Genomic DNA, 13,472 nt, shown 5'->3' on the forward strand with positions numbered 1-13,472 from the left:
GGAGGGTGGGGTGAAAGTGGGGGGAACATGGCAGTCACCTCGGAAGAGGTGCACTGTCGTGGGCATGTCATTCAATGCCTGACGAAAAAGCTACGCACGTAGATAGCGGCGTGGGAAGGGGGTCCGGCCGCCGCCGTTGGTCTACGCCTGCGAAATACTTACGGAGCTGCGGCTATGACGGCGTTTGGCAGAAACTTTCAGGACCGCGAAACCGATCAGGGGTGTGACGTGCACGAGGACGGAAACGGCGCAGAAGCACGCGTCGCCGAGCAGGTGACGCCCAGTGGTGCAGACCAGGAATTCCTGGCACTCGAACGCGAGTTGACCGTACTGCTGCGACGCGCCCGCGCCAACCAGGGCGAGATGGCCCGGGAGGTCCACCCCGATCTGGAGTCCTCCGCGTACGGACTGCTGATCCGGCTGAACGAGCACGGCGGCCGGCGGGCCACCGAACTCGCCGGCTACTTCGGCGTCGGCAAGGCCACCATGTCCCGCCAGCTGCGCGCCCTGGAGGAGCTGGGCCTGATCACCCGCGAGCCCGACCCCGCGGACGGCCGCGCCTGGCTCGTCACCCTCACCGAGGAGGGCCACCGCCGGGTCGGCACGGTCCGCGAGGCCCGCCGCGCCCGGTACGTCAGCCAGCTCGCCCACTGGGACCGCCGCGAGGTGGCCGAGCTGGCCCGGCTGCTGCACCAGTTGAACGGCGTCATGGAGAAATGACCCGCGGCCGAGCGGGGGTCACAGCTCGACGTACACCACCGTCGCGTCGTCGTGCGTCTTGCTCCGCCCCAGGAACGCCCGCTCCCGCTCGTCCGCCGACTCCAGCTGCCGTACCCGGTCGACGAGCGAGCGGGCGCCGTCCTTGGCGAGGACGTCGAACAGGCCGGTCCAGTCGCCCTGGTGGAACGTCTCCGTCCAGCGGGTCGCGCCGTCCGTCAGGGCGGCCAGCTCGGCGACCTCGCCGCGGGGCACGGTGCCGGTCACCGCGCGGGCGGCGACGGACGGGTCCGCGGCGGCCGTGAAGAAGCCGCCCTCCTTGTTGCGCAGGTTCGCGTCCACCAGGGCGTCGGTGGCCAGCGCCGAGCGGGGCAGCCGGGCGAGCCGGTCGTCCAGGACCGCGGTGACCTCCCCGGCGGGCGAGCGCAGCAGCAGCGCCGAGTCGGAGAGCACCAGGTACTCGACCGTCTCGACGGACCACCGCACGATGACCACGGTTGCCTGAGGCGTGCGCGGGTGAGAAAGGTCACAGGTGTCCGCATGTGTCTGCGCGGTGCGCTCGATCGCCGAAGAAAGGATGTCGGCCGGCGTCAGATCTCGGCCAGAAACGGTCAGTTCGGTCAGTGCCCCGCCGAGCCGGGCGGTGAACCAGGGGACGGAATGCAGACAGCCCGTCTCCCCGGCGGGCGGTGTCACCCCGTCCAGCAAGATCACACAACCGCCCTGTCCGGAGGCGGGTAGTCCGACATCGGCGAAGTCCTCGTTGGGTCGCGTCGCGTCGCCGGGTTCCGAAACGAGATCAGTTCGCATTCGGCCAGTCTGCACGAGCCCTTCACGGCCTTCCCCAAAGACCGGCAATCGCCCGTGGATTGTCATGCTCGCGCAGGTCAGGCGCCTGGTTTGGGGGGTAATGGGCCACTCCGAAAAAGCGCGGTGGCGAATACTGCCAAACCCTTTCGCGCGCGTCCAACCGGCCCGCCGGGGAACGGCCCCGCACACGCCAGAGGAACTTGCCCGCCAACTCCCCTCCGATGTTCACTCCTTCGGGTGGCGGGTCAGGTGATGCGCGACCACTGCCCACCGGCGCTGGGAGGGTCGGGGACCGTACGAACCGGGTGCACGCACCACTTGGCACCGAGCTGACGGGGCGCCACCCGGGCCCTTGGGTAGACGAGTTCAGGAATGCGAGCACCGGTGCAGATGAAGCGGCCTCGGCGCACAGGCAGGCAGACGGCCCCCGAGAAGGCCGCCCCCGAGACTCCCGTGGGCACCGGGCGGCCCACGCATGTGCGCACCCGGCTGATCGTCGCCGTCGCGGTCGTGGCCGCCGCGGTCGCCGGAGCCGGAGCCCCCTCCCTGCTCACCGCGTCCTCGGACGTGAGCGACTCCCAGGACCTGGTGACGCTGGCCTCCCGCACCCAGGACGCCCTCGCCCTCGCGGGCTCCCTGGCCGACGAGCGCGACGAGGTCACCTCCTACATCGCGGCCGGCCGCCCCGAGTCCAAGGCGCCCGCCGAGGACCGCAGCACCCGCGTCGACCGCCAGGTGGCGGATCTGCGCGCCGACAGCGGCACCCCGGCGGACCTGCGCGGCGACCTCGACCGCATCGCGACCGTCCGGCGCGCCGCCCTCACCGGCAAGAGCAGCGCGCTCGAAGCCCACCAGGCGTACTCGGCCACGATCACCGAACTGCACGGGCTCGCCGAGCAGCTGGCCGAGCGGATGCCCCCGCGGGCCGGCTCCGGCGGCTACGCGCTCGCCGAACTGGACACCGCCGTCCAGCAGTCCGCCGCCGCCCGCGGCCTGCTGCTCGCCGCGCTCAACGTCCCGGCGACCACGCAGACGGTGTTCAACCCCGTCACCGGACTGCCCACCACCACCTCCGTGCCCACCGAGGCCGGCCGCAAGCAGCGCGACGCGCTCACCGCCGCCGCCCAGCGGGCCCGGCTGCGCTCCGACGCGGCCCTCGCCGACTTCCGCGAGAACGCGCCCAAGTCGGCCGTCGACGCGTACGACTCCACGGTCACCGGCGCCGACGTCAACTCGGCCGAGAAGTACCTGGACACCTTCACCGCCCAGCCGACCTTCCCCGACAGCGCCTCGGGCACCAGCGCCACCAAGCTGGACGCGGCCCTGTCCGGGCGGCTCGACCTGATGCGCGGAGCGGAGTCCGCCCTCTACGAGCACCGCACCCAGGACCTGGAGAAGCTGCGGGACGACGACGTCACCGCGCTGGAGATCCGGGTCGCCGTCCTCGGCGTGCTGCTGCTGGTCGCGGTCGGCATCGCCACCGCCATGGCCCGCACCCTCACCCGGCCCCTGTCGGTGCTGCGCCGCGGCACCGCCCGGCTCGCCGAGCCCGGCGACCCGGCCGGCCGCGAACCCATCGCCTTCACCGGCCGCAACGACGAGTTCGCGCAGGTCGTCCGCTCCGTCAACGCCCTGCACGCGCACGCCGCCGCCCTGCACGAGCGGGTCACTACCCTGGAGACCGACCGCAAGCACCTGGTCGGGCAGCGGCAGAAGATGGCCGACGCCCGCGAGGAGCTGCGCGCCGAACTCGCCGAGGCGGCGGCCCAACTGGGCCGGGTGCGCGCCAGCATCGGCGGCACCTTCGTCAACCTGGCGCTGCGCACCCTCGGTCTGGTCGAGCGCCAGCTCGCCGTCATCGAGGGTCTGGAGGACCGGGAGCAGGACCCCGAGCGTCTCGCCACCCTCTTCAAGCTGGACCACTTCGCCACCGTGATGCGCCGGCACAGCGAGAACCTGCTGGTCCTCGCCGGTACCGAGCATGTCCAGCAGCACCACGGACCGGTGCCGCTGGTGGACGTGGTGCGCGCCGCGGTCAGTGAGATCGAGCGGTACGAGCGGGTGCGCATCGCCGCGCTGCCGCCGCACGCGCACATCGCGGGCTTCGCCGCGGACGACCTCTCGCACCTGCTGGCCGAACTGATGGAGAACGCCACCACGTTCTCCCCGCCGGACGTGCCGGTCGAGGTCTCCGGCTGGCTGCTGGAGTCCGGCGAGGTCATGCTCTCCGTGCACGACGAGGGCATCGGCATGGCGGAGGACCGCCTCACCCGGCTCAACGCGCGCCTCGCCGACTTCGACCCCGAGGCCGGGTACGACCAGGAGGGTGACGACGGCCTCGGGCTCGGCCTGTACGTCGTGGCCCGCCTCGCCCACCGGCACGGTGTACGGGTGCAGCTGCGCGAGCAGAAGCAGGGCGGGGTCGCCGCGGTCGTGGTGCTGCCGGCCACCCTGCTGTCCGAGGCCCCCGCGACGGCCGTACCCCCGCAGGTCGCCACCTCCACCACCGGCACCTTCACCCTGCCGGGCGCCGCCGCCGAGGCCAACTCCAATGTCCTGCCCACCCGTCCCAAGGACGGCGCCGAGCAGCAGGACCCGCTGGTGGCGCTGGCCGAGAAGGCGGTCAGGGAGGCCGGTGCGGAGCCGGAGCGGGCGGACGAGCGGGAGACTGCCCCGGACCCGGCCGAGGAGACGGCGCCGGAAGCCGCCGAGGAGACGACGCACGAGCAGGCGGGGCCCGGCGCGGAGGAGGCCGGGGCCCGGCCCAAGGCCCCGGTGGAGACCTTCGCCGAGACCACGATGGAGCTGCTGCTCCCGCTCACGGACGAGGCACCGCGGAAGGCACCGGACAGGACACCGGAGAACGCACCGGAGAAGACGCCGGGGAGCACACCGGACAAGACGTCGGGGAACGCACCGGAGAAGGCACCGGACGGGGAACCCGACGACCGGCCGGACGACCGGCCGGCTGCTCCCGTCGATGCCGACGGGGACGCCGAACACATCAGCCACGCGCGGCCCATGACCGGGGCCGCCGACGACGGCGAGGCCGAGGAACGGGTCACCAGCAAGGGGCTGCCCAAGCGCACGCCCAGGGTCACCGCACCCGCCCCCCCGCCCCGCCAGCGCAGCACCAGCGTCGACGCCGAGGCCCTGCGCCGCAGGCTCGGTGGCTTCCGCCGAGGAGCACAGGCCGGCTACCGCGACGTCGAGGCAGAGATCGAAGACCATTCCGAAGACACCACGGGGGGCCCTGTCGAGGAGGCAAGCAGTTGACCGCTCCCAGTACCTTCGGGCTGAGCACTGAGGCCCGCAATCTGCACTGGCTGCTGACCAACCTGGTCGAGGAGGTCCCCGGCATCCAGTCCGTCGCCGTGGTCTCCTCGGACGGTCTGCTGCTGCTGTCGTCCGACCCGGGCCACACAGCGCAGTCCCGCCAGGCCCGTCCCGGCAAGGGACCCCGCGGCTCCTCCGCGGACCTCGCCACCATCGTCTCCGGCATCGGCAGCCTCACCGTCGGCGCCGCCAAGCTGATGACGTTCGGCGGGGTCAAGCACACCATGGTCGCCATGGAGGAGGGCAGCCTGTTCGTGATGTCCATCAGCGACGGCTCACTGCTCGGCGTGCACGGCTCCGCCGAGTGCGACATGAGCGTGGTGGCCTACCACATGGCGCTGTTCGTCGGCCGCGCCGGACACGTCCTCACCCCGGAACTCCGCAGCGAGCTGCGCAAGTCCCTGGAGTCGGCCGGGAGCGCCCGATGAGCGGCACACCGAAGCTCCCGGTGCGCGGCGGCGAGCGCAAACCCGCCCGCGTGCGCCCCTACTCGCTCACCGGCGGTCGCACCCGCTTCGGACACGTCCTCCTCGTGGAGACCTTCGTGGCCAGCACCGCGGCCATCGAGGCGCCCGAGGAGCGTAGAGAACTGACGAAGGGATCGCTCGCCGGTGTCATGCCGGAGATGCGGGCCATCGTCGAACTGTGCCGCCGTATGCGCACGGTGGCCGAGATCGCCGCGCTGCTGAAGATGCCGCTCGGCGTGGTCCGCGTGCTCCTCAGCGACCTCGCGGACCAGGGAAAGATCCGTGTGTACGGCACCGGAACCGGTCACGGCACCGGCCGTCCGGACCGCGCTCTGCTGGAAAGGGTGCTGAGTGGACTTCGCCGTCTCTGACGCCACCGCCTCCCTCGGAGGCGCCGCCCCCCTCGTCGCCGGCTTCGCCGAACCCGACGAGGACCTGAAGGCCTGGCAGACGGACCGGACGCGAGCCCCCATCGCGACGAAGATCGTGGTGGCGGGCGGCTTCGGCGTCGGCAAGACCACCCTGGTCACGGCCGTCTCGGAGATCACGCCCTTGCAGACCGAGGCGCTGATGACCCAGGCGAGCGAGGGCACCGACGACCTGTCCGACACCCCGGACAAGGTCACCACCACCGTGGCCATGGACTTCGGCCGCATCACGCTCGACGACGACCTGGTGCTCTATCTGTTCGGCACGCCGGGTCAGCAGCGGTTCTGGTTCATGTGGGACGACCTGGTGCGCGGCGCGATCGGCGCCGTCGTGCTGGCCGACACCCGCCGCCTCAAGGACTGCTTCCCCGCCCTGGACTACTTCGAGAGCTGCGGACTGCCGTACGTCGTCGCGGTCAACCACTTCGACGGCAGCGAGCGGTTCGACATCGAGGACGTACGGGAGGCGCTGACGATACCCCCGCACATCCCTGTCATGATCATGGATGCGCGCCGGCGGATTTCGGCCATCGAGACCCTACTGGCCCTGGTCGGCCACGCGCTGGACGAAACCCCCGAGTAGTCCTGTAAGGAGCCACCACCCGCATGCGGAAGATACTCGTCGTCGGAGCCGGCCAGTCCGGCCTCCAGATCGCCCTCGGCCTTCAGTCGCACGGCTACGAGGTCACCCTGATGTCGAACCGGACCGCGGACGAGATCCGGTCCGGCCGCGTGATGTCGACGCAGTGCATGTTCCACACCGCGTTGCAGCACGAGCGCGACCTCCAGCTGAACTTCTGGGAGTCCCAGGCCCCGAAGATCCAGGGACTGGGCGTCTCGGTCGCGGCCCCCGGCTCGCACGACCCCGGCCCCACCCAGCGCGCCATCGACTGGGTCGGCAAGCTGGACGGCCACGCCCAGTCCGTCGACCAGCGGGTGAAGATGGCCGGCTGGATGGAGACCTTCGCCCAGCGCGGCGGCCAACTGGTCATCCACGGCGCGGCGGTGGGCGACCTCGACTACTTCTCGCGCACCTACGACCTGGTGCTGGTCGCCGCGGGCAAGGGCGAGCTGGTGTCCATGTTCGGCCGCGACGCCGCGCGCTCCCCGTACAGCGAGCCGCAGCGCGCGCTCGCGGTGGCGTATGTGCACGGGCTCGGACCGCGCCCCGAGCACCCCGAGTTCGACGCGGTGCGCTGCAACCTGGTGCCGGGCGTCGGCGAGCTGTTCGTCATGCCGACGTACACCGTCTCCGGGCGCGCCGACATCCTGTTCTGGGAGGGCATACCGGGCGGCCCGCTCGATGTCTTCAACGGTGTCAAGGACCCGGCCGAACACCTCTCCCTGACCCTGGAACTCATGGAGAGGTTCACGCCCTGGGAGTACGCGCGGGCGACGAAGGTCGAACTCACGGACGCCGGTGGCACGTTGGCCGGGCGGTACGCGCCGACCGTGCGCAACCCGATCGGCCGGCTGCCCTCGGGCGGCCTGGTGCTCGGCGTCGCCGACGTGGTCGTCGCCAACGACCCGATCACCGGACAGGGCTCCAACTCCGCGTCCAAGTGCGCGGCTTCCTACCTCGCGTCGATCCTGGAGCGCGGGGAGCAGCCGTTCGACGAGGAGTGGATGCGCGGCACGTTCGAGCGGTACTGGCAGACGGCGCAGCATGTCACCAAGTGGACGAACGCGATGCTGGCGCCGCCGCCGGAGCACGTCCTGAACCTCATCGGCGCGGCCGGGCAGTTGCAGCCGGTGGCGGATCGGTTCGCCAACGGGTTCGACAACCCGGCCGACTTCGAGAACTTCTTCTTCGAGCCGGAGAAGGCGGGGGCGTACCTCTCGGCGGTGGCGGGGGCGTAGTCGCCGCGGGGGCGCGGGTGCGTGCGCGGCCGCGGGTTCGTTGCGGCCGGTCGCACGGTGCCCCGCGCCCCTGAAGGGGCGCTAACCCGGTCGTACGGCGCCCAGTACGGGATTCGACGCCACCGGAGAGATCTTGATCCGGGTGCCGGGTCTCGGGGCCTGGACGACCTTGCCGTCGCCCGCGTAGATCGCCACGTGGGTCGCCTCGGGGAAGTAGATCACCAGGTCGCCGGGGCGCAGTTGGTGCAGGGGGATGTGGCGCAGGTGCCGCCACTGCTCCTGGCTGGTGCGGGGGATCGGGGTGCCCGCGTGCTGCCAGGCGCTGGAGGTCAGGCCGGAGCAGTCGTAGGAGGAGGGGCCCTGTGCGCCCCAGACGTAGGGCTTGCCGACCTGTTTCAGGGCGAAGCGGAGGGCGCGTTCGCCCTGGCGGGAGGCCGGGTGGTCGTCGGAGAGCGAGCCCGCGAGGGCCCGCTGGGCCGCGCTGACGCCCTGCTGTTCGAGGCGGTCGACGGCGCTCAGCTGGTCCGGGTCCAGGGTGGCCAGCAGGCGTTCCACGTCGGCGAGTTTCGCCTGGACGGCATCGCGCTGCTTCTTCTGCTGCCCGGCGAGGGCCCGTTGGGTGTCGAGGGCCTTGCGGGCGGTGCGGGCGACGGTGTCCGAGTGCCGTTCGGCGCCGGTCAACCGGTCGACCGTACGGGCGCGTTGGCGGGCCAGTTCGCCGAGCACATGGCCCTCGTCCAGCGCGCGCTGCGGATCCGGGGCGAGCAGCAGGCTGACATAGGGGCCGAGGCCGCCGGAGGCGCCCTGGTACTGCTGGCGGGCCAGCCGGCCGGCGTCGGCGCGGCTTGCCTCCAGGGCGCGCCGGGCGCGGCTCAGCTCCTTGTCGAGGCGGGCCACCTCCGACTTCTGCCGCCCCAGCCGGTCGGCGGTGGCGTCATAGGTCTCGGTGGCCTGCTCGGTCTGCCGGTACAGCTTCTGGAGGTCCGTCAGCAGCTGGGAGACGGAGCGCTGCGGCTCGGGCGCGGCGGTGGCGGGCACGGGCGCGAGGACGGCCTGGGCCGCCACCGTGGCCGTACAGGCCAGGCGCACAAGCTTTCCTGACACGTCATCACCTCGGGTGCGGAAGGGGTGGGCGCATTGCCGTTCCCTATCCGACCGCGATAATCAGACGTATTCCTGTGGGGCGCGCGCCGCGTGTGCGCGGTTCGGCGCAACCCTGTCACCCCTGCGTGTCACCCGGCTTGCCGGACGGCTTGGACCAGGGCCAGCGCAGCCGCCCGCCGGAGGTGTCGTCGGGGTCGTACGTGTACTTCCAGCCCTGGATGAGGCCCAGCCTCTTGCTGTGGCCGCGCGGCACGCGCCGGTAGACGTACACCGTGGGCGGGCCGTCGTCCGGGTCGGGGACGGGGATGCGGTACGTCTTCGGGGGATGTCCGGTCGGCCCGAGCAGGACGGGCAGCACGCGTCCGTCCATGGGGCCGCCCTCGAAGGGGATGTCCTGGCTCTTCACGGTCTCAGTCTCGGCCATCGCGGGTGAGGGTGCCCACGAGGGCCGCCGTCTGCTCGTCGCGGGCCGCGGTGACCGAGAGGGTGGCGACGAACTGGTCCACCAGCCAGTCCCGCAGTTCGCCGGCGGGCGGCTGCTTGTCCTCGTCCAGCCAGATCAGGGAGGTCGCCTCGACGGCCGTGATCCACATCCGGATGGTCATGCGCAGCCGGGGCCCGGGTTCTGTGGCGCCGAGATGGCTGAGAATGTGCTCGGCGGCGGCCCGCCGTACCCCGTCCACGATGGCCGTGGTGCGCGAGGTCTCCACCACGCTGCCGCCCCGCAGCAGCGCCGCGAAGCCGGTGTCGTGCTCGTCCACGAAGGTCAGATAGCGGGTGAGGGCGCGGGTCAGCCGGGCCAGCGGGGAGCCGGTGCGGGGCTCGTCGAAGCACTGCCGCAGCTCGTCCGCGGCCGACCCCAGCGCGGCCTCGTACAGCTGCTGCTTGCCGCCGGGGAAGTACCGGTACACCAACGGCCGCGACACCCCGGCCGCCTCCGCCACGTCGTCCAGCGACACGTCCTCGGGGGCCCGGTGCGCGAACAGCGTCAGCGCCGCGTCGAGCAGCTGGCGCCGCCGCTCCTCGACACTGAGCCGGCGATACGCGGGGGTGGCGGTCTGGGGGGTCATGCCAGGCAGCGTAACTTGCGGGTCCGGGCGGGCGCCGCGTGCCGGTCGGCCTACCGCGCTCGACAGCGGGGGCGGTCCGCGGATACACACGGGGGACAGCGGACGAGAGGTAGTGCGGGATGACGGTGCGGGTGCTGAGGGCCGAGGGACGTGCGGCGATGCCGTGGAAGAACGGGGGCGGGCTGACCCGGGAGATCGCCGCGGCCCCCGAGGGCGCGGACATGGCGGACTTCGCGTGGCGCGTCAGCCTCGCCGATGTGGCCCGGGGCGGCCCGTTCTCCCGCTTCGAGGGGGTCGACCGGGTCATCACCCTGGTCGAGGGACCCGGCATGGTGCTCACCGTCGACGGGACCCCGCACCCGGTGGCCGAACCGTATGTCCCCTTCGCCTTCCCGGGGGACGCCGACACCGACTGCCGGCTGCTCGGCGGCCCGCTCGTCGACTTCAACGTGATGACCCGGCGCGGCCGGGCCACCGCGCGGGTGGAGATCGTACGAGGGCGGGTGGCGCTGCCCGCTCCGCCCGCCGCGCCCGTGCTGCTCGTCGTCGTACTGGAGGGTCCCGCCGTCCTCGAAGGGGCGGGCACGCGCCTCGGCCGCCTGGACGCGGCCCTGTGCACCGGCGCCCGTGACGAGGTCCTGGAGGTCGAGGGGGTCGCCGCGCTCGTCGCCTTCAGCGGTACGGCCGCGGAGGTCTAGGGACCTTCGCGTTGTTACCAAGTGCGGACGGAACCGGGTGAACTGCGTTGGGACAGAGGTCATCTGACGGAGCGTAGGGAATGACCACCCGATGCCCGAGGGGGATTTCGATCATGATCGCTCGCACGGTGCGCCGCACCGGCCGTACCGCTCGCACCGTTCGTACCGGTGGCCTGGTGGCCGTCGCGGCGGCCGTCGCGCTCTCCTTGGCCGCCGTCTCCGCCCACGCGGCCACGTCCACCGGCGGCGCGCACCACGCCGCCGTGTCCGCGGCCGCGGCGAAGAAGTCGGCCCCGGAGCGCACCCAGAAGCTGCCGGACGGCAGCACGGCCGAGATCTACCGGCTCGGTGAGCAGAGCTACCGCGCCAAGATCGTCAACCGCGGCTCGGTCCTGGCCACCCTGGACACGAACGGGCAGGACGCCGGGCTCGACGACAACGACATGTTCATCGTGCTCACGCTGGACGGCGAGGTGCACGCCTGGATGGGCGGCGGCCACCAGGGTCCGGGCACCTTCAAGGTCGCGGGCGGCTGGACCGTCAAGGTGACGAAGTTCGGCGAGCTGCGCTACCGCGCGCAGATCATCGGCCATGACGGGGTGGCCGCCACCATCGAGACGAAGGACCGGCACGACGTCGGTCTCGACGCCAACGGCGTGTACATCGTGCTCAGCAACGGCGGTGTGCTCAGCGCCCACGAGTAGGAGAGCGGTCGGCCGTCATACCGAAGTCCCCGCCAGCCACCGCCAGTCCCCGCCGGGGGAAAGGGGTTCCTTCGGCGGGGACTTCGCGCGTTCCGCTACGCCAGCAGTCCCGACGACCGCCACAGCCGCCGTCCGGCCCCGCGCAGCACACCGATGTCGTCCAGGAAGTCGGTCAGCCGCTTGGCGCCGGTCTGCATGATCTCGCGGCGGTGGCCGCTGGCCTTGACCTGGGCCATGGCCTCGCGCCTGTCGAGCCCGACATTGGTGTACACCTCCGGGTTGACGAAGGCGACGGAGAAGACGCGCGCGAACTCGCCGGAGGTCACCCGGGTGAACTCCTGGGACCAGCGCGGGGCGGTCACCATCTGGCGGCGCAACTCCTCACGGGCGTACCGCACATGGCGCGCCTCCTCGACCACATGGATCCGCGTCACGCCCCGGACCAGCGGCTGCACCCGCTCGTCCGGGAAGGTCAGGCGCTGCATCCAGTCCAGGACCTCCTCGCCCAGCAGGGTCGCCGTGAAGGAGCCCGGGGTGGTGGAGATGGTCTTGAACAGGCGGCCCAGATTCAGGTGCGCCTTGCTGACCGGGTACCAGGGGGTGTCGCCGCGCTCGATCAGGCGCGCGAACATCTTCGAGTGGCGGCACTCGTCCTCGATCTCGGTGAGGGCGTAGCGCACATGCGCGCTGGTGGCCGACTTGTCGTAGATGTGCCGCACCAGCAGCTGCATCAGGATGAGTTCGAACCAGATGCCGAGCGAGGCCAGCGCGGCCGCCTCGTGCTGGGAAAGCAGGATGCGCTGCTCCTCGCTCATCCGCTGCCACATCGGCGTGCCGTACAGCGAGACCAGCTCCGGCGGCCAGAACCACTTGCCCTCCTCGAAGGGCGCGTCCCAGTCCAGCTCCTTGTCGGGGTCGAAGGAGTGCTTGGCGGAGGAGACCAGCAGCCGTTCGGCCACCTGCTCCCGGTCCTTGAGCAGGCCGAGCGCGTCGCGCAGGCCGTCCAGCGCGTCCGCTTCCGTCAGGGTCGTCATGGCTCCCTCACCTCGTTACCCGGGGGTATGTCGTCCAGTAACTTATGAGACTGCCTGTCAGCAAGGGCGTCAATCCCCTGCGCAGGACTTGTTGACCGCGCGTCTACGTGTGAGCCTGCGAGATATGTCCACCCATGACCTGTACGCCGACGAACCCGGAGAGCCCACCTGGCAGGTGCCCGCGTCCGGCGCGGCCCGGTTCAGCTGGGAGTACGACGACGGCCGCGAGCGGCTGCTGGCCCTGTACCAGAAGGGCAAGGACAAGCAGTGGGACGCCACCCGGCGTATCGACTGGGATCTGGAGGTCGATCCCCATGACGTGCTCGGCACCCCCGACGAGGCGACGGCCCTGTACGGGACGCCGTACTGGGACCGGATGAGCGAGCGCGAGCGGGGCGAGCTGCGCCGGCACTTCGCCTCCTGGCAGTTCAGCCAGTTCCTGCACGGCGAGCAGGGCGCGATGATCTGCGCCGCCCGGATCGTGGAGTCGGTGCCCGACCTGGACGCCAAGTTCTACTCCGCGACCCAGACCATGGACGAGGCCCGGCACGCCGAGATCTACAGCCGGTTCCTGAAGGAGAAGATCGGGCTCGTCTACCCGATCAACGACAACCTCCAGGCACTGCTGGGCGACACCCTGCGCGACAGCCGCTGGGACATGCCCTACCTCGGCATGCAGGTGCTCATCGAGGGGCTGGCGCTCGCCGCCTTCGGACTGATCCGGGACACCACCGACAAGCCGCTGCCCCGGCAGATCCTCACCTACGTCATGCAGGACGAGGCCCGGCACGTGGCCTTCGGCCGGATGGCGCTGCGCGACTACTACCGGCAGCTCACCGACGCCGAACTGCGCGAGCGCGAGGAGTTCGTCGTCGAGGGCTGCTATCTGATGCGCGACCGGCTGCGCGGCGTGGAGGTGCTGGAGAACTTCGGCATCCCCCGCGCCGAGGCCGAGGAACTGACCGAGCGCACCGAGTTCCTCCGGCTCTTCCGCAAGCTGCTGTTCAGCCGCATCGTGCCCTGCGTCAAGGACATCGGCCTGTGGGGCGAGCGGCTCCGGCGGGCGTATGTCGACCTCGGCGTGCTGGAGCTGGGCGACTGTGACCTGGAGCAACTGATGGCCCAGGACGAGGAGTTGGCCGACCAGCTGGACGCCCGGCGCTTCGCGGCGGAGGAGCGGGCGCGGGTCGCGGAGGTGGAGGAGGCGATCGGGACGGGGGCGGAGGAGGCGATCGAGGCGGGGG

General features: G+C 71.5%; 14 protein-coding genes. 9 read left to right on the top strand and 5 right to left on the bottom strand.

The genetic code is table 11. The features are described from left to right. Positions 1–228 precede the first annotated feature (228 nt). A complete protein-coding gene (locus CCN72_RS26250; protein ID WP_037660260.1) occupies positions 229–720 on the top strand; it encodes a MarR family winged helix-turn-helix transcriptional regulator in 492 nt (163 codons plus the stop codon). A gap of 18 nt (positions 721–738) precedes the next feature. On the opposite strand, the gene CCN72_RS26255 is transcribed toward CCN72_RS26250, so the two are convergent. Continuing rightward, entirely contained in the window at positions 739–1,527 is a 789-nt protein-coding gene (locus CCN72_RS26255) for a protein phosphatase 2C domain-containing protein (protein WP_107430155.1), read from the bottom strand. A 384-nt stretch (positions 1,528–1,911) separates the two neighbouring features. Between CCN72_RS26255 and CCN72_RS26260 the strand changes: the two genes are divergently transcribed. Genes CCN72_RS26260 through CCN72_RS26280 form a run of 5 tightly spaced genes read left to right on the top strand, consistent with a single transcriptional unit; the run spans position 1,912 to position 7,618 of the window. After that, positions 1,912–4,803 carry a sensor histidine kinase gene (locus CCN72_RS26260; protein ID WP_425276175.1) on the top strand — a complete coding sequence of 964 codons (2,892 nt, stop codon included), beginning with the start codon at positions 1,912–1,914 and terminating at the stop codon, positions 4,801–4,803. Continuing rightward, entirely contained in the window at positions 4,800–5,291 is a 492-nt protein-coding gene (locus CCN72_RS26265; RefSeq protein WP_086810163.1) for a roadblock/LC7 domain-containing protein, read from the top strand. Before CCN72_RS26260 ends, CCN72_RS26265 begins: the two co-directional genes overlap by 4 nt. After that, entirely contained in the window at positions 5,288–5,701 is a 414-nt protein-coding gene (locus tag CCN72_RS26270; RefSeq protein WP_037660266.1) for a DUF742 domain-containing protein, read from the top strand. Before CCN72_RS26265 ends, CCN72_RS26270 begins: the two co-directional genes overlap by 4 nt. Further along, entirely contained in the window at positions 5,682–6,341 is a 660-nt protein-coding gene (locus tag CCN72_RS26275; RefSeq protein ID WP_037660270.1) for a GTP-binding protein, read from the top strand. Before CCN72_RS26270 ends, CCN72_RS26275 begins: the two co-directional genes overlap by 20 nt. A gap of 23 nt (positions 6,342–6,364) precedes the next feature. Next, positions 6,365–7,618 (top strand): styrene monooxygenase/indole monooxygenase family protein, encoded by a 1,254-nt coding sequence (locus CCN72_RS26280; protein ID WP_086810165.1) that lies wholly within the window; start codon positions 6,365–6,367, stop codon positions 7,616–7,618. An 81-nt stretch (positions 7,619–7,699) separates the two neighbouring features. Here CCN72_RS26280 and CCN72_RS26285 read toward each other — a convergent pair whose 3' ends face one another. The 3 genes from CCN72_RS26285 to CCN72_RS26295 all read right to left on the bottom strand — a co-directional run bounded on the left by CCN72_RS26285 (position 7,700) and on the right by CCN72_RS26295 (position 9,792). Continuing rightward, entirely contained in the window at positions 7,700–8,722 is a 1,023-nt protein-coding gene (locus CCN72_RS26285; RefSeq protein ID WP_086810167.1) for a C40 family peptidase, read from the bottom strand. A gap of 115 nt (positions 8,723–8,837) precedes the next feature. Then, positions 8,838–9,146 carry a hypothetical protein gene (locus CCN72_RS26290; RefSeq protein ID WP_202441962.1) on the bottom strand — a complete coding sequence of 103 codons (309 nt, stop codon included), beginning with the start codon at positions 9,144–9,146 and terminating at the stop codon, positions 8,838–8,840. After that, positions 9,133–9,792, bottom strand: a complete 660-nt coding sequence (locus CCN72_RS26295) for a TetR/AcrR family transcriptional regulator (RefSeq protein ID WP_086810169.1) — start codon at positions 9,790–9,792, stop codon at positions 9,133–9,135. Before CCN72_RS26295 ends, CCN72_RS26290 begins: the two co-directional genes overlap by 14 nt. A gap of 158 nt (positions 9,793–9,950) precedes the next feature. On the opposite strand from CCN72_RS26295, the gene CCN72_RS26300 reads away from it, so the two are divergent. Next, a complete protein-coding gene (locus tag CCN72_RS26300) occupies positions 9,951–10,490 on the top strand; it encodes a HutD/Ves family protein (RefSeq protein ID WP_244174462.1) in 540 nt (179 codons plus the stop codon). 113 nt (positions 10,491–10,603) lie between these two features. Next, positions 10,604–11,194, top strand: a complete 591-nt coding sequence (locus CCN72_RS26305) for a hypothetical protein (RefSeq protein ID WP_086810173.1) — start codon at positions 10,604–10,606, stop codon at positions 11,192–11,194. 95 nt (positions 11,195–11,289) lie between these two features. On the opposite strand, the gene CCN72_RS26310 is transcribed toward CCN72_RS26305, so the two are convergent. After that, positions 11,290–12,228, bottom strand: a complete 939-nt coding sequence (locus CCN72_RS26310) for an AurF N-oxygenase family protein (protein WP_086810175.1) — start codon at positions 12,226–12,228, stop codon at positions 11,290–11,292. A 124-nt stretch (positions 12,229–12,352) separates the two neighbouring features. On the opposite strand from CCN72_RS26310, the gene CCN72_RS26315 reads away from it, so the two are divergent. After that, positions 12,353–13,472, top strand: a 1,120-nt coding sequence (locus tag CCN72_RS26315; RefSeq protein WP_086810178.1) for a ferritin-like domain-containing protein, incomplete at its 3' end; no start/stop codon positions are given.

The sequence above is a fragment of the Streptomyces murinus genome (assembly GCF_002154555.1).
Lineage (GTDB): Bacteria > Actinomycetota > Actinomycetes > Streptomycetales > Streptomycetaceae > Streptomyces > Streptomyces murinus.